Below are 14,676 nucleotides of genomic sequence, written 5' to 3'. Positions count from 1 at the left end.
GCGTCACCATAGCAAAGCCGATGCCGACAGGTTCAGCGCGGCTCTACCTCCCGTCACCATCGCCGGTGTACGCTCGGGGCACGTACCCGGAAGCGAGGCTGGCATGAAGACGATCCTGGTGGCCGGTTCCAAGGGCGGGGTGGGCAAGACCACCGTCGCCACCCACCTGGCCGCGTACGCGGCATTGCAGGGCAAGGCCACGGTGATCGCCGATGCCGACCCGCAGGGCTCCAGCACCCGCTGGGCACAGCGCCGCGCCGGCCTGGAAAGCGCGGTGCTGCCGATCGACGTGTACCGGAAGAAGCAATGGGCCCAGAAGCTGCCCGATGGCACCGAGACCGTCATCATCGATGCGCCTGCCGGCGCGTTGGCCGACGATATCCCCCATTTCCTTGATGCCGCCGATGCGGTGGTGGTGCCGGTGCTGCCCTCGGCGCTGGACATCGAAGCCATCGTCGGCTTCCTCAACAGCCTGGCCCAGGTGCCGCGCGTGCACAGCCGCAAGCTGCCGGTGGGGCTGGTGCTCAACCGCACCAAGCCCTGGACCCAGACCTCGCAGCAGGCGCTGCAGATGCTGGCCGAATGGCCGTACCCGGTGGTCGCACAGCTGCGCGACAGCCAGAGCTACGTGGTCATGACCGGCCTGGGCCGCAGCCTGTTCGACTATCGCTCCGCCCAGGTGCGCGAGCACCAGGCCGACTGGGAACCTCTGCTGTCCTGGCTGAAGCTGTGACCGTTCACGCCTGGGCCCTTGCTCCACTCCCCGATTCCATGGATATCCGCGATGCGTGAACTGATCCTGCTGCGCCATGCCCACGCCGAACCGGCCACCCCGGGCCAGGCCGACCTCGACCGGCCCCTGTCGCCGGTCGGGCTTGCCGAAGCCGAAGCCGCCGGCCGCTGGCTGAAGGAGAACAAGCTGCTGCCGGATTGCGTGCTGTGCTCGCCTGCGCGGCGGACCCGCGAAACCCTGGAAGCGGTGATGGCGGCCATCGGCTATGTCGAAAAGCGCCTGGAAGACCGCATCTACGAAGCCACCCCGGGCACCCTGGCGGCACTGGTGGATGAACGCCGCGATCTCGACCGCGTGCTGGTCGTGGGCCACAACCCCGGCCTGGAACGGCTGGTGGCCCTGATGACTGAAGGCAGCAGCAGCGATTACCGCGGCATGCCGCCGGCCGGCATCGCGGTGCTCGGCTTCCCGCGCGAAGCGGCGATCGAGCCGGGCGTGGCCAGCCTGAACGCCTTCTGGTGGCCGTGAGCCGATGAGCCTGCGGTGGCCCGGCCGCTGCCTGTTGCCCCTGCTGCTGGCACTCGCCCCGGCCTGGGCGGGCGTGCCCCAGCCAACCACGTTGCCTCCGGTGCGCGCCGATGGCCCCCGCGTGCTGCTGCTCGACAGCCAGCATTCGCGCATTGGCTTCGAAGTACGCACCCGCTTCGGGCAGCGCATCGAGGGGGTGTTCCCGCAGTTCGAGGGGCGCATCGAGGTGCTCTCCGACGGCCGCCACCAGGTGCACCTGAAGATGTTCACCCGGTCGGTGGAGATTCCCGGCAAGGCCCGCTACACCGGCTGGATGCGGGGCGAGGAGTTCTTCGACGCCGGGCGGCACCCCATGGTGGAGTTCGATTCGCTGCCCTACTGGCCCGACACGGTGGCCGAAGGCGGCGACATCGAAGGCCGTCTGACCCTGCGCGGGGTCAGCCATCCTGAATCGCTGCGGGTCGAGAAGGCGCAGTGCGCCCGACCCGGCTATGATTGCGACGTCGTCAGCCGCGGTACCGTGCAACGAGGCCGGTATGGCATGGACAGCTGGCAGCTTGCCTTGAGTGACCGAGTGACCTTCGTATTGCGAGCGCGCCTGAGCGAGGCGCCGAAACCGTGAATCTGCTGCTGCGGGTGCTGGCGCTGGCAACGGTGTTGCTTGGCAGTGGCTGTGCGTCGCTGTCGCACGCCGAGCGCGACCGTGCCGAAGCGATTGCCGTGCAGGCGCGTTCCACCGAGGTCGACTGCCAGCGTGCCGACCGCTGCGCGCAGGAGTCGCCGCTGCGTGCGCTCGCCGGCCGCGCATTCAGCGAGTCCACCGAAACCCGTCCCCGTCATTACGCCACCCTGCTGGACGAGGGGGAGGGCGCACTGGTCGCGCGCCTGAACCTGTTGCGCAGTGCCACCCGCAGCATCGATCTGCAGACCTATATCTTCGACAAGGACGACAGTGCCCGGCTGGTCATCGATGAACTGCTCGCCGCCTCGAAGCGGGGAGTGAAGGTGCGGCTGCTGATCGACCAGCTCTCGGCCATCTCCGACCTGCAGATTCTCGGCGCCCTGTCCGGCGCCCACGAGAACTTCCAGCTGCGGGTGTACAACCCCACCTTCGGCAAGGCGCGGCTGAACTACTTCGACTATGCCGGCAGCGTGCTGTGCTGTTTCCGCCGCTTCAACCAGCGCATGCACAACAAGCTGCTGGTGATTGATGACGCAATCGGCGTGGTTGGCGGCCGCAACTACCAGGACGACTATTACGACTGGGACCGCGAGTACAACTTCCGCGATCGCGACGTATTGATCGCCGGCCCGGAAGTGCGCGAGATGGCGGCCAACTTCGATGCGTTCTGGCGCGCCCGCCGCAGCGTGCCGGCCGAACGCCTGAACGACGTCGGACGCACGCTGCTGCGCGAGGGCGTGCCGGCCCTGCCGCCCGCCACCTTCCGCCGTCCCGAGCGGGTGCAGCGGGTCAGCGCGGAGGCCAACGACATGGACTTCGTCACCCGCTCCTTCGTCGACACCGCGTTGCCGGTGGCGTCGGTGCGCTACGTCGCCGACCTGCCGCGAAAGCATCGGCGCGAAAAGGTCGATGCGCCGCTGGCCAGCCAGCACGTCACCGAGCCACAGCTCGACGCACTGATCGCCAGCGCGCAGCACGAAGTGATCCTGCAGACGCCGTACCTGGTGCTGTCCAAACCCGCGCAGACGTTGTTCCGCGATCTGCGCAAGCGTCCGCAGCCGCCGCGCGTGCTGGTGTCCACCAACAGCCTGGCGGCCACCGACAACCCGATCGTCTACGCGCTGTCGTACAAGTACAAGCGGCGCAACATGCGTGAGCTGGGCTTCAACATCTTCGAATACAAGCCGTTCCCGCTCGATGCGCCGGTCGACTACCGCAACCTGCTGCCGGACCCGATCGAGGCGCCGCCGGGCCAGGACAGTGGCGGACGCAATCCGCTGATCGGCGGCAGCGCTGCCGGCAGCAATGCCCGCAGCGGCGGTACGTCCACCGCCACCGCCGCCGCCGCCGCCACCACGACTGGCGCCGACGAAGCGCCGGCGGTTTTCCGCCCCCGCACCGGCAGCGCCTACGAGAATGCGCGGGCGCGCCGCCGCGCCGCCGGCAGTGAAGTGGAAACGCGTCTGCTGCGCACCGAGACGCGGCCTTCGTTCCTGGGCAGCAAGGCGGTCAACAAGCCGCTGCCTGTGACCCGCAAGGGTGCGCGCATGGGGTTGCACGCGAAGTCGCTGGTGGTCGACCGCCGCATCGGCGTGGTCGGCACCCACAACTTCGATCCGCGCAGCGAGAACTACAACACCGAAGGTGCGGTGATCATCGACGATCCGGTGTTCGCCGAGCAGCTGGCGCAGAGCATCCTGCGCGACATCCACCCGCAGAACTCCTGGACGGTCGCGCCACGCGCCAAGCCGCCGGTGCTGTCCGGGCTCAACTACAGCGTCGGCAAGGCCTCCGAGGCCCTGCCGATCCTCGATTTCTGGCCGTGGCGCTACGCCACCGACTACGAGTTCAAGCCGGGTCCGGACTGCCCGCAGCCGCTGCCCCGGCAGAGCCCGGACTTCCACCAGTGCTACGTTGCCGTGGGCGACTTCCCCGAAGTCAACGTCGGACCGAAGTGGCTGCTGGTGCGCATGCTGACCGCGTTCGGCGCCGGCCTCGTCCCCATCCTCTGAAGGTGCCCGCATGACCCAGGTGTTCCGCGAAGCCGTATCCCTCGAGCAGCTCAACGCGCTCAGCCGCAACACGGCCATCGCGTCGCTGGGCATCGTCTTCAGCGCTGCCGGTGAAGACTGGCTGCAGGCCACCATGCCGGTGGACGAGCGCACCCGCCAGCCCTACGGAATCCTGCATGGCGGCGCATCGGTGGTGCTGGCCGAGACCCTGGGCAGCAGCGCGGGGAATCTGTGCGTGGAGGCCGGCAAGCAGATCTGCGTGGGCCTGGAGATCAACGCCAACCACGTGCGCGCGGTGCGTTCGGGCACCGTCACCGGTACCGCACGCGCGCTGCACGTGGGTCGCAGCACGCAGCTGTGGGAGATCCGCATCGAGGACGAGCAGGGCCGGCTGGTGTGCATCTCGCGGCTGACCCTGGCCGTGGTGGCTGCCGGCCACGGCTGAGCCCCCGGCCAGGCCCGCGACAGCGGCGGAACCCAGCGTTCCCCGCCGATTGCCCCGATCAAGCGGATTTATGGCCTGAACCAGCTGGCAGCGATGGCAGCCCTCCGGTATCGTGCGCGGATGACTTCCCCCACTCCGGCCCCCCGCGGCGGCGTGGCGCGTGTGTGCCGTTACCTGTACCGCGTACCGCTGCTGTTGGTCCACATCCTCGTGTTCCTGCCGCTCACCCTGCTGGGCATGCTCGCGCCGTGGGCGAACCTGCGCGTGGGCCAGGACCGTCTCGGTGCCAAAGTGGTGAACGCGTGGCAGGGCGGCCTGATGTGGATCTTCGGTTTCCGCCTGGTGCGCTTCGGCCAGCCGCTGCCCGGCGCGGTGCTGTTCGTCGCCAACCACGTCAGCTGGGTCGACATCAGCATCCTGCACAGCCAGCGCATGATGGGCTTCGTCGCCAAGCGCGAGATCGCCGGCTGGCCGGTGGTCGGCTGGCTGGCCGCGCGCGGCCAGACCATCTTCCACCAGCGTGGCAACACCGAGTCGCTCGGTGGGGTGATGCAGGTGATGGCCGATCGCCTGCGTGAAGGCAAGGCCGTGGGCGTGTTCCCGGAGGGGCGCACCCGCGGGGGCCACGAAGTGGGCCCGTTCCACGCCCGGATCTTCCAGGCGGCAGTCGAGACCGGTGTGCCGGTGCAGCCGGTGGCGCTGGTGTACGGAACGAAGGGCGACGCGCAGACGATCGTGGCCTTCGGCCCGGGCGAGAGTTTCTTCGCCAATTTCCTGCGCCTGCTCGGTGAGCCGGCGCGACGTGCGGAAGTGCACTTCCTGGCACCGATCGGTGCCCAGGACCTGGAAGGCCGTCGGCGCATCGCGGAGACCTCGCGCGCGCGCATCGTGGCGGCCATGAGCGGGGAGTGAGGCCGTGGTGGCCCTGGTCCCGCCACCGCCTGTCGACGCATCCGCGTCGATGCTGACTGCGGCCGATTACCAGCCGCCGCGCTGGCTGCGCAATCCCCACCTGCAGTCGATGCTCAGTTCCAGCCGCATGCGCCTGCAGCGCGGCCTGCTGCTGCTGGCCGCCACCGGCGCAGTCAGCGAGGAAATGATCCTCGATGGTGGCGAGGGCGTGCGCCTGCAGGGCTGGCACAGCCACGTCGAGGGGCGCGAGCCGCGTGGCATCGCACTGCTGCTGCATGGCTGGGAAGGCAGCGCCGAGTCCAGCTACATGCGCATGGCCGCCGCGCGCATGCTCGAGCAGGGCTTCGACGTGGTGCGGCTGAACTTCCGTGACCATGGCAACACCCATCACCTCAACCCCGGCATCTTCCACTCCAACCTGATCGACGAAGTGGTGCATGCCGCGGGCGACGTCGCCCAGCGCTGGCCGCACCTGCCGCTGGTCGCCGCTGGCTACTCGCTGGGTGGCAACTTCGTGCTGCGCCTGGCCCTGCGTGCGCCGGCAGCCGGCGTGCCGCTGCTGCGGGTGGCCTCGGTGTGCCCGGTGCTGGACCCGGCGTTGACCATGGAGAGCATCGAGAACGGCCCGGCGATGTACGACTGGTATTTCCGCCGCAAGTGGACCGTCTCGCTGCGCCGCAAGCGCGACCTGTTCCCCGAGTTGAGTGATTGCGACGATCGCGTGCTGAAGCTGGACATCCGCGCGCTGACCGCATGGCTGGTCGAGCGCCATACCACCTTCGGTTCGCTGCAGGCGTACTTCGACGGCTACTCGATTGCCGGTGATCGCCTGTCCGGGCTGCAGGTGCCGGCCGACATCCTGATGGCACAGGATGATCCGGTGATCCCGTATTCCACGTTCCGCGACTGGCAGCTGCCACGCCAGGCGCATCTGGAAACGGCGTGCTGGGGCGGTCACTGCGGTTTCCTGGAAAACTGGCGTGGTGACGGCTTCTCCGAGCGCTGGGTGGCGCAGCGCCTGCGGCGGGTTCTGCAGGCCTGAACCGGGACCGGCGCGCAGGCCGCTACAATGCGGGTTTGCCCTTGAACCGGACCGCCATGCAAGACCAGATCATCCAAGCGTTGCGCCAGAACGAGGCCGGCCAGGCCGTGCAGCTGGCCCAGGCGTGGACCCGTGACGAACCCGGCCTGGCCGCGGCCCACCGCTGGCTGGCGCTTGCGCTGCAGCAGCAGGGCAAGCCCGGCGACGCAATGGACGCCCTGCAGCAGGCGCTGCGGCTGGCCCCCGACGATGCCCAGCTGCATCTGCAGCATGCCGGCCTGCTGTTGGCGCTGCGCGAATACCAGGGCGCCGACGAGGCGCTGCTGCGTACCACCGATCTCAATCCGAACGCCTTTTCCGCCTACCTGATGCAGGCGCACCTGGCGATCGGCCGTAATGACTTCGATGAAGCCCAGCGCCTGTCGACCCTGGCCGCGCGCGTTGAACCGGATCACCCCGATCTGCTGCACATCGACGGCATGATCGCCCTGCGCCGTGACGATCCTGATCGCGCGCTGGTACTGCTGTCGCAGGCCAACCAGGCCCAGCCGAATGATCCGCGCGTGCTGTATGCACTGGGCTTTGCCTATCTGGGCAAGGACATGCTGGCATTCGCCGAGCAGGCCTTCCGCCGCGTGCTGGAGCTCAACCCGTCGCTGTCGTCCCTGCACGGGCTGGTCGTGCAGCTGGCGTTGCGGCAGGGCAATCTCGAGGCCGCCGCCGAGGCCATGCAGGTGGCGCTGCAGCAGCCAGGCATGGACCACGCATCGCTGCGGCGCCTGGCCGGTGAGCTGGCGCTGCGCAGCGGGCAGCCCTTGCAGGCGCTGGAGCACCTGCTGCCGCTGCTGGAATCGCAGCCGGCAGACCGGCAGATGCTGCAGCTGCTGCTGATGTCGTGGCAGCGGCTGGGCCGCGAGGAAGAAGCGCGCGCACGCCTGGATGCGGCGCTGGAAAACAACCCGCAGCTGCATGACCTGTGGCTGGCACGCCTGTCGGTGGAAGAGGTGGGCAGCGATGCGGCGGTTGCCGTGGTCGAGCGCTGGATCGAAGCGATGCCTGGCCATGTGCCCGCCCTGGAGGCGCGTCTGCGGCTGCACGACATGGCGGGTGAGCACGCACAGGCTGAAGGCATCGCAGAACGCATCGTCAGCCTCGAGCCGGGCCGTGTCAGCGCCGAGTCCCGCCTTGTCGAGGGCCTGCTGCAGCGCGACCCCGCTGCTGCCGTTGCCCGCGTGCAGGCGCTGATTGAACAGGCCGCGGAGGGCCATCGCGCTGACCTGCGCACCTGGCTGGGCGAGATCCAGGATCGCGCCGGGCAACCGGATGCTGCCCTGGCAACCTGGCTGGCACTGCAGGCCGACCAGGCGCCGCAGCGCCTGCCGCTGCCGCCGCAGGCGAAGGCACCGCCGAGCTGGCCGGACAAGGGCAGTGTCGACGAATCCAACACGTCGGCGCCGATTTTCCTGTGGGGCGCACCGGGTTCGGGTGTGGAGCGCGTGGCGACCGGCCTGGCCGCTGCCAGCCCGGTGCTGCGCAGTGATCGCTACACCAGCAACCCGCCGGATGACGCGTTCCAGAACTACCACACGCTGCAGGACCTGGCGTCCGGCGTGCTGACGCCGGAGCGGCTGGTGCAGCGCTGGCGGGAGCAGCTGCCGGCGCGCGGCGTGCAGGGCGACACGATCATCGACTGGCTGCTGTGGTGGGACAACGCGCTGCTGTGGGCGCTGCGCCCGCAGCTGCCGCAGGGCCGCCTGCTGATCGTGCTGCGTGATCCGCGCGACATGCTGCTGGACTGGGTGGCCTATGGCGCTGCCGCGCCGCTGGCGATGACCTCGCTGGCCGAGGCCGGCGAATGGCTGGCGCGTGCGCTGGCCCAGGTCGCGACCCTGAACGAGGAAGATCTGTACCCGCATGTGCTGCTGCGGATCGATCACATCGGCAATGATGCGCAGGCGATGGCCGAGCTGCTGGGACGCCTGTTCGAGCGCCCCATGCCCGTGGCAGCCCAGCTTGGCGTGCCGCGCTTCCCGCCGGGCCACTGGCGCCACTACCGCGACGTGATGAGCGCCGCTTTCGCCCAGCTGACACCGATCGCGGTGCGCCTGGGCTACCCGGAAGAGTGAGGACCGTCCGATGAAACTGAGTAGCCACAGCCTGACCAATGGCGCACCGATCGACCGCGAATTCGCCGCCGGCGACACCGCCGGTTTCGCGCCGGACCGCAATCCCCACCTGGCCTGGAGCGATGTGCCCGAGGGCACCCGCTCGTTCGTGCTGATCTGCGTGGACCCGGATGTGCCGACCGTGCCGGACACCGTCGGCCGCAGCGATATGACGGTGCCACGCGACCAGCCGCGCTGCGACTTCGTGCACTGGGTGATGGCCGACATCCCTGCCAGCGTGCACGAGATCGCCGCGGGCAGCTGCAGCGATGGCTTCGTGGTCAAGGGCAAGGCCGCACCGGCCGGTCCGGCCGGCAGCCGGCAGGGCCTGAACGACTTCACCGGCTGGTTCGCCGGCAATCCGGACATGGCCGGTGATTACCTGGGCTACGACGGCCCGTACCCGCCGTTCAACGACGAGCGGCTGCACCGCTACTTCTTCCGTGTGTTCGCGCTGGACGTGGCCGCGCTGGCGTTGCCGGAGCGCTTCACCGCCGCGGATGTCCATCGCGCCATGCATGGCCATGTGCTGGCCGAGGCGGCGCTGCACGGCACCTACACGTTGAATCCGGCGCTGGCCTGACCGCGCAGCGTGTTTCTGCAGCGCCGGGCAGTACGCCCGGCGGCAACGAAGAAGGGCGGCCCTGCGGCCGCCCTTCTGCATGCTTACTTCTTCTCGACGGCCGACTCGACCACCATGTCCAGCACATACGCCTGCGACGGCGCATCGGCCGGCGGGTTCTTCACCTCGTAGCGCTTCACCCGCACGACGTTGCGCACGCCGTCTTCGTGGGTGTAGCCCTCGATGTTGCCGTAGAAGTTCTCGAACTTGCCCGGCTCGCCCTGCTTGAGGCCCTTGTCGTCATACTTCACCTCGCGGACCTGCAGGCACTGGTAGTCCGGGATCAGCGGGTGCGAGCACTTCTCGGTCCGGGCGGCCACTTCCAGGAACACGGTTTCGCCGGCGCCGCCATAGCGGGTTTCAGCGGTGGGTTCCGGAGCGAAGACCAGCGTGTCGCCCTGTGCGCTGGTCAGGGTCAGCATGCCGGCGGCATCCTGCTCCGCCTTCAGTTCGCCCTGCAGGCGGCTGGATACGGCCTCGTCCAGCGCCATCAGCGACTTGTCCGCGCAGGCCATCATCGTCGAGGCCATCGCGCTGACACTCAGCTTTCCGTCGGCCAGGGTGTAACCGCCACTCATGCGGTTGCAGGTATTGCTGACCGACAGGCGGCCATCGACGAAGTCCAGGGTGACCGGCTTGTCTTCACGGGCGAACAGCGCGTCGATGCGCTTGCCGTCGGCGGCCGTGGCCTTCTGCAGCCGCCAGTGCTGGCTCTGCAGGCGCTGCGCGTCCAGGTGCGCCAGCGTCTGCTGGTCTGCCGCCTTGGTCGCCGCCGGGGCCACGTCGTCGCCGCCGGTTCCGGCCGGGGCCGGGGTCTGGCTGCAGGCGGCCAGCAGGGCCAGCGGGAGGAGCAGGGTGAGCTTGCGGTTCATGGTGATTCTCCTTGGGGAACCGAGGGGGAAACGGGGCGGGGCCGGCAACGGGGTTGCCGTTCCCCGCCGCTGTTCAGGTGCCGGACGGCAACCACAGCAGCAGTGCGGCACCCAGCGCGATGCGGTACAGGGCGAACGCGGTGAAGCGGTGCGATTTGATGTAGCCCAGCAGCCACTTCACTACGATGAAGCCGGTGATGACGGCGGCAACGAACGCCACGCCGACATCGGCCCAGTTCTCGCTGGCCAGTTGTCCCTTCTTGGCCAGCTCGAGGAACGCATAGGCGCTGGCGGCGAACATGGTGGGAATGCCGACCAGGAACACGAACTCGGCGGCGGCTGCGCGACGGCTCAGGCCCAGCAGCATGGCCAGGAAGATGGCCGACGCCGAGCGCGAGGTGCCGGGGAACACGCCGGCCACCACCTGTGCCAGACCGACACCGATCGCCACCGTCCAGGTGACCTGGTCGCGGTCGGGCAGGCGCGCGGTATACAGCTCCACCAGCAGCATCCAGATGCCGCCGATGATCAGCGCCCAGGCGATCGGGCTGACCGTTTCCGGAAGTTCCCAGCCGAGCAGGCGCACCGGCAGCCCGACCACGGCGGTGACCAGGAATGCCGCGCCCAGCTTGAACACGTAGTCGCGGTTCTCGCGCTGTCCCAGGCCGGTGGCCAGACTCCACAGGCGCTGGCGGAACACCAGCACCACGGCCAGGATCGCGCCGGCCTGGATGATGATGTTGAAGAAATCCGAACGTGCGCCCAGCCAATGCTGGGCGATCAGCAGGTGGCCGGTACTGGAGATCGGCAGGAATTCGGTCAAGCCTTCGAGGATGCCCAGCAGCAGGGCGGAGAGCAGGTCGGACATGGACAGTGCGGGCGCGTGCGGCGGAAGAAGGTCGAGAGGATAGACCATCGATGCCGCACCAAAGGGGTGCATCCGCGTGCCTGCGCACCCCTTTGGTGCAGGCTGTGCCGCACTGACTCAGTGCACGCTTTGTGAAATCAAGGACTTGCAGGGCGCAAAAAGTTGGCACGGTCATTGCTGTACCTCAGCAGGCATTCATTCCCATCCGAGGTCGTACCGATGTCCGTGGAAAACGTTGAGAAGCTGATCAAGGACAACCAGATCGAGTTCGTCGATCTGCGCTTTGTCGACATGCGCGGTGTCGAACAGCATGTCACCTTCCCGGTCAGCATCGTCGAAGCGTCGCTGTTCGAAGAAGGCAAGATGTTCGATGGCAGCTCGATCGCCGGCTGGAAGGGCATCAACGAATCGGACATGGTCCTGCTGCCGGATCCGTCCAGCGCCTATGTCGATCCGTTCTACGCCGATCCCACTCTGGTGATCAGCTGCGACATCCTCGATCCGGCCACCATGCAGGCCTACGGCCGCTGCCCGCGCGGCATCGCCAAGCGTGCCGAGGCCTACCTGAAGTCCTCGGGCATCGCCGAATCGGCGTTCTTCGGCCCGGAGCCGGAATTCTTCATCTTCGACTCGGTCCGTTTCGCCAATGAAATGGGCAACACCTTCTTCAAGGTCGACTCGGAAGAAGCCGCCTGGAACAGCGGCGCGAAGTACGACGGCGCCAACAGCGGCTACCGCCCGGGCGTGAAGGGCGGCTACTTCCCGGTGCCGCCGACCGACACCCTGCACGACCTGCGTGCGGAAATGTGCAAGACGCTGGAACAGGTCGGCATCGAAGTGGAAGTGCAGCACCACGAGGTGGCCACCGCCGGCCAGTGCGAGATCGGCACCAAGTTCAGCACCCTGGTGCAGAAGGCCGATGAGCTGCTGCGCATGAAGTACGTCATCAAGAACGTCGCGCACCGCAACGGCAAGACCGTCACCTTCATGCCCAAGCCGATCGTCGGCGACAACGGCAGCGGCATGCACGTGCACCAGTCGCTGTCCAAGGGCGGCGCCAACCTGTTCTCCGGCGACGGTTACGGCGGCCTGAGCCAGCTGGCGCTGTGGTACATCGGCGGCATCTTCAAGCATGCCCGCGCCATCAATGCCTTCGCCAACTCGGGCACCAACAGCTACAAGCGCCTGGTGCCGGGCTTCGAAGCACCGGTGATGCTGGCCTATTCGGCGCGCAACCGTTCGGCGTCGTGCCGCATTCCGTGGGTCTCCAACCCGAAGGCACGCCGCATCGAAATGCGCTTCCCCGATCCGATCCAGTCCGGCTACCTGACCTTCACCGCGCTGATGATGGCCGGCCTGGACGGCATCAAGAACCAGATCGACCCGGGCGCACCGAGCGACAAGGACCTGTACGACCTGCCGCCGGAAGAAGAGAAGCTGATTCCGCAGGTCTGCTCCTCGCTGGACCAGGCGCTGGAAGCGCTGGACAAGGACCGTGAGTTCCTGAAGGCCGGCGGCGTGATGAGCGATGACTTCATCGACGGCTACATCGCGCTGAAGATGCAGGAAGTGACCAAGTTCCGCGCGGCGACCCACCCGCTGGAATACCAGCTGTACTACGCCAGTTGACCGGGCGGCGATGGCGGCGGGCTTCCCCCTCCCACCCGCCGCCATCGCCTCCGATCTTTGCGGCTGGGGAGCCGCAGGGTGGGCTCCGGCCCACCGTGCTAGAGCGGACCGTGGGTCCGTTGATCCAGGGGCAAGAGAGACCGGATACGCGACATGGGCCGCCCTCCCTCCCGCGTCGGTCGTGCAAGGAGAGAGGCACGACCGTCCCGGCCCCGTTCGTGTCCGGTGCAACAGCCACGGCCATCGATGTGATGGCCCGTGGTTGCCTGATGCCATCGCGCGTTGGCGCGCTGGCCCCATCCACCATCGGGACATGCGCATGAAACTGATCTCCGCCATCATCCGACCGTTCAAGCTCGACGAGGTCCGCGAGGCCCTCTCCGATGCTGGCGTGTCGGGCATCACCGTGACCGAAGTGAAAGGCTTCGGCCGCCAGAAGGGCCATACCGAGCTGTACCGCGGCGCAGAGTACGTCGTCGATTTCCTGCCCAAGATCAAGATCGAAACCGTGGTCACCGACGAGCGCGCCGATGCGGTGATCGAGGCGATCCAATCGTCGGCAGGTACCGGCAAGATCGGTGACGGCAAGATCTTCGTCACCGCCGTCGAACAGGTCATCCGCATCCGCACCGGCGAAATCGGTGCAGACGCGCTGTAACCCCCTTCCGGAGACTCCCCCAATGAAGATGCGCCTTCTTACCGGGTGGCAAGCCCGGTTCCATCTCGTGTGCCTGCTGATGCTGCTCAGCGCGCTGGCCGCGGGCGTCTGGCCGGGCAACGCCCACGCCCAGGCCCAGGTGACACCGTTGAGCAGTGAACCGGTAGCGGTCGAGCCGCTGCAGGCACCGGCCGCCGCCGCTCCCGCGGCTGCCGAGGCTGCGGCCCCGGCCTTCGATCACGGCGACGTCGCCTGGATGCTGACCTCCACCCTGCTGGTGCTGTTGATGGTGGTGCCGGGGCTGGCCCTGTTCTACGGCGGCCTGGTGCGTTCGAAGAACGTGCTGTCCGTGCTGAGCCAGATCCTGGTGGTGTTCTCGCTGGTGCTGCTGCTGTGGGTGTCCTACGGCTACAGCGCGGTGTTCAGCGCCGGCAATCCGTTCTTCGGTTCATTCACCGAGTTCGCGTTCCTGAAGGGCTTCACGCCCGACTCGGTGGGCAACACGCCGATCGCGGGCCTGCCGGATTATCTGTTCGTCGCCTTCCAGTCGACTTTCGCCGGCATCACCACCGCGCTGATCGTCGGTGCCTTCGCCGAGCGCATCAAGTTCCGTGCGGTGCTGCTGTTCTCGGCATTGTGGTTCACCTTCAGCTACATCCCGATGGCGCATATCGTCTGGGGCGGTGGCTACCTGGGTGAGCTGGGCGCGATCGACTTCGCTGGCGGTACCGTGGTGCACATCAACGCCGGCGTTGCCGGCCTGGTCGCCGCGTGGTTCGTCGGCAAGCGCCTCGGCTACGGCCAGACCGCGCTGAAGCCGCACAACGTACCGTTCACCTACATCGGCGCGATGCTGCTGTGGGTGGGCTGGTTCGGCTTCAACGCCGGCTCCGCCGCCGCGGCCGATACCGTGGCATCGCTGGCCTTCCTCAACACCGTGCTGGCCACCGCCGCCGCAGTGCTGGGCTGGACGCTGGTGGAAGCCATCGGCAAGGGCAAGCCGTCGGCGCTGGGTGCGGCCTCCGGCGCGGTGGCCGGCCTGGTCGGCATCACGCCCGCGTGCGGCACGGTCGGGCCGCTGGGTGCCATCGTCATTGGTTTCGTCGCCGGCACCGTCTGCGTGTGGGGCGTCACCGGTCTCAAGCGGCTGCTGAAGGTGGATGACACGGCCGACGTGTTCGGCGTGCACGGCGTCGGCGGCATCGTCGGCGCGATCCTCACCGGTGTGTTCAGTGCGCAGTCGCTGGGCGGCACCAAGGCCGATCTGGATATCGGCCACCAGGTGTGGGTGCAGGTGGTCAGCGTCGGCCTGACGGTGGTCTGGTCCGCCGTGGTGACCGCGGTCATCCTGCTGCTGGTGAAGGTGGTGGTCGGCCTGCGCGTGACCGAAGAGGCCGAACGTACCGGCCTGGACGTCACCTCGCACGGCGAATCCGCGTACGAGGCCTGATGCAGGGGCGGGCGGTCCGGAAGGGCCGCCCGCACGCTGTGCAGCCGGGCCATGCCCG

At 68.1% G+C, this 14,676-nt stretch carries 14 protein-coding genes; 12 read left to right on the top strand and 2 right to left on the bottom strand.

Annotated elements, in window-relative coordinates:
- Positions 1–103 precede the first annotated feature (103 nt).
- The 9 genes from AC5P76_RS11315 to AC5P76_RS11275 all read left to right on the top strand — a co-directional run bounded on the left by AC5P76_RS11315 (position 104) and on the right by AC5P76_RS11275 (position 9,102).
- The gene (locus AC5P76_RS11315; RefSeq protein WP_053519980.1) at positions 104–733 is read left to right on the top strand and encodes a ParA family protein; all 630 of its coding nucleotides are present in this window, start codon (positions 104–106) and stop codon (positions 731–733) included.
- 51 nt (positions 734–784) lie between these two features.
- The gene (locus AC5P76_RS11310; RefSeq protein ID WP_065174130.1) at positions 785–1,261 is read left to right on the top strand and encodes a SixA phosphatase family protein; all 477 of its coding nucleotides are present in this window, start codon (positions 785–787) and stop codon (positions 1,259–1,261) included.
- 4 nt (positions 1,262–1,265) lie between these two features.
- On the top strand, positions 1,266–1,883 hold the full coding sequence (locus AC5P76_RS11305) for a YceI family protein (RefSeq protein ID WP_164152954.1): 618 nt from the start codon (positions 1,266–1,268) through the stop codon (positions 1,881–1,883).
- Positions 1,880–3,955: a phospholipase D family protein gene (locus AC5P76_RS11300; RefSeq protein ID WP_495222753.1), complete on the top strand. Its 2,076-nt coding sequence runs from the start codon at positions 1,880–1,882 to the stop codon at positions 3,953–3,955. The genes AC5P76_RS11305 and AC5P76_RS11300 overlap by 4 nt, the downstream gene beginning before the upstream one ends.
- A 10-nt stretch (positions 3,956–3,965) precedes the next feature.
- Complete coding sequence (locus AC5P76_RS11295; protein WP_053519976.1) at positions 3,966–4,400, top strand: hotdog fold thioesterase; 435 nt, start codon at positions 3,966–3,968, stop codon at positions 4,398–4,400.
- A 120-nt stretch (positions 4,401–4,520) separates the two neighbouring features.
- Positions 4,521–5,312 carry a lysophospholipid acyltransferase family protein gene (locus AC5P76_RS11290; RefSeq protein ID WP_053519975.1) on the top strand — a complete coding sequence of 264 codons (792 nt, stop codon included), beginning with the start codon at positions 4,521–4,523 and terminating at the stop codon, positions 5,310–5,312.
- A gap of 7 nt (positions 5,313–5,319) precedes the next feature.
- Positions 5,320–6,354 (top strand): YheT family hydrolase, encoded by a 1,035-nt coding sequence (locus tag AC5P76_RS11285; RefSeq protein WP_080375346.1) that lies wholly within the window; start codon positions 5,320–5,322, stop codon positions 6,352–6,354.
- A gap of 56 nt (positions 6,355–6,410) precedes the next feature.
- The gene (locus tag AC5P76_RS11280) at positions 6,411–8,480 is read left to right on the top strand and encodes a tetratricopeptide repeat protein (RefSeq protein WP_065182076.1); all 2,070 of its coding nucleotides are present in this window, start codon (positions 6,411–6,413) and stop codon (positions 8,478–8,480) included.
- A 10-nt stretch (positions 8,481–8,490) separates the two neighbouring features.
- A complete protein-coding gene (locus tag AC5P76_RS11275) occupies positions 8,491–9,102 on the top strand; it encodes a YbhB/YbcL family Raf kinase inhibitor-like protein (protein WP_065182075.1) in 612 nt (203 codons plus the stop codon).
- Between the two features lie 83 nt (positions 9,103–9,185).
- Here the strand turns inward: AC5P76_RS11275 and AC5P76_RS11270 are convergent, their stop codons facing one another.
- The gene (locus AC5P76_RS11270; RefSeq protein ID WP_065182074.1) at positions 9,186–10,013 is read right to left on the bottom strand and encodes an META and DUF4377 domain-containing protein; all 828 of its coding nucleotides are present in this window, start codon (positions 10,011–10,013) and stop codon (positions 9,186–9,188) included.
- A gap of 73 nt (positions 10,014–10,086) precedes the next feature.
- Entirely contained in the window at positions 10,087–10,881 is a 795-nt protein-coding gene (locus tag AC5P76_RS11265) for an undecaprenyl-diphosphate phosphatase (protein ID WP_053520271.1), read from the bottom strand.
- A 219-nt stretch (positions 10,882–11,100) separates the two neighbouring features.
- Here AC5P76_RS11265 and glnA point away from each other — a divergent pair, with 219 nt between their 5' ends.
- From glnA to amt, 3 genes are all read left to right on the top strand, one after another.
- Entirely contained in the window at positions 11,101–12,510 is a 1,410-nt protein-coding gene (gene glnA / locus AC5P76_RS11260; RefSeq protein WP_053520266.1) for a type I glutamate--ammonia ligase, read from the top strand.
- 319 nt (positions 12,511–12,829) lie between these two features.
- On the top strand, positions 12,830–13,168 hold the full coding sequence (locus AC5P76_RS11255; RefSeq protein WP_004134334.1) for a P-II family nitrogen regulator: 339 nt from the start codon (positions 12,830–12,832) through the stop codon (positions 13,166–13,168).
- Between the two features lie 22 nt (positions 13,169–13,190).
- On the top strand, positions 13,191–14,618 hold the full coding sequence (amt, locus tag AC5P76_RS11250) for an ammonium transporter (RefSeq protein WP_053520267.1): 1,428 nt from the start codon (positions 13,191–13,193) through the stop codon (positions 14,616–14,618).
- Positions 14,619–14,676: the final 58 nt, after the last annotated feature.

Source organism: Stenotrophomonas sp. YJH_SMC_36 (genome assembly GCF_059369935.1).
Note: the sequence above shows the minus strand (reverse complement) of the source record. Positions and strands in the feature narration are given on the sequence as shown.

Excerpts from the sequence above, each read along its gene's own strand:
- AC5P76_RS11255 (WP_004134334.1), top strand. The coding sequence starts at position 12,830 with ATGAAACTGATCTCCGCCATCATCCGACCGTTCAAGCTCGACGAGGTC.
- AC5P76_RS11310 (WP_065174130.1), top strand. The coding sequence starts at position 785 with ATGCGTGAACTGATCCTGCTGCGCCATGCCCACGCCGAACCGGCCACC.
- glnA (WP_053520266.1), top strand. The coding sequence starts at position 11,101 with ATGTCCGTGGAAAACGTTGAGAAGCTGATCAAGGACAACCAGATCGAG.
- AC5P76_RS11305 (WP_164152954.1), top strand. The coding sequence starts at position 1,266 with ATGAGCCTGCGGTGGCCCGGCCGCTGCCTGTTGCCCCTGCTGCTGGCA.
- AC5P76_RS11270 (WP_065182074.1), bottom strand. The coding sequence starts at position 10,013 with ATGAACCGCAAGCTCACCCTGCTCCTCCCGCTGGCCCTGCTGGCCGCC.
- AC5P76_RS11295 (WP_053519976.1), top strand. The coding sequence starts at position 3,966 with ATGACCCAGGTGTTCCGCGAAGCCGTATCCCTCGAGCAGCTCAACGCG.
- AC5P76_RS11280 (WP_065182076.1), top strand. The coding sequence starts at position 6,411 with ATGCAAGACCAGATCATCCAAGCGTTGCGCCAGAACGAGGCCGGCCAG.
- AC5P76_RS11275 (WP_065182075.1), top strand. The coding sequence starts at position 8,491 with ATGAAACTGAGTAGCCACAGCCTGACCAATGGCGCACCGATCGACCGC.
- AC5P76_RS11315 (WP_053519980.1), top strand. The coding sequence starts at position 104 with ATGAAGACGATCCTGGTGGCCGGTTCCAAGGGCGGGGTGGGCAAGACC.
- AC5P76_RS11265 (WP_053520271.1), bottom strand. The coding sequence starts at position 10,881 with ATGTCCGACCTGCTCTCCGCCCTGCTGCTGGGCATCCTCGAAGGCTTG.
- amt (WP_053520267.1), top strand. The coding sequence starts at position 13,191 with ATGAAGATGCGCCTTCTTACCGGGTGGCAAGCCCGGTTCCATCTCGTG.
- AC5P76_RS11290 (WP_053519975.1), top strand. The coding sequence starts at position 4,521 with ATGACTTCCCCCACTCCGGCCCCCCGCGGCGGCGTGGCGCGTGTGTGC.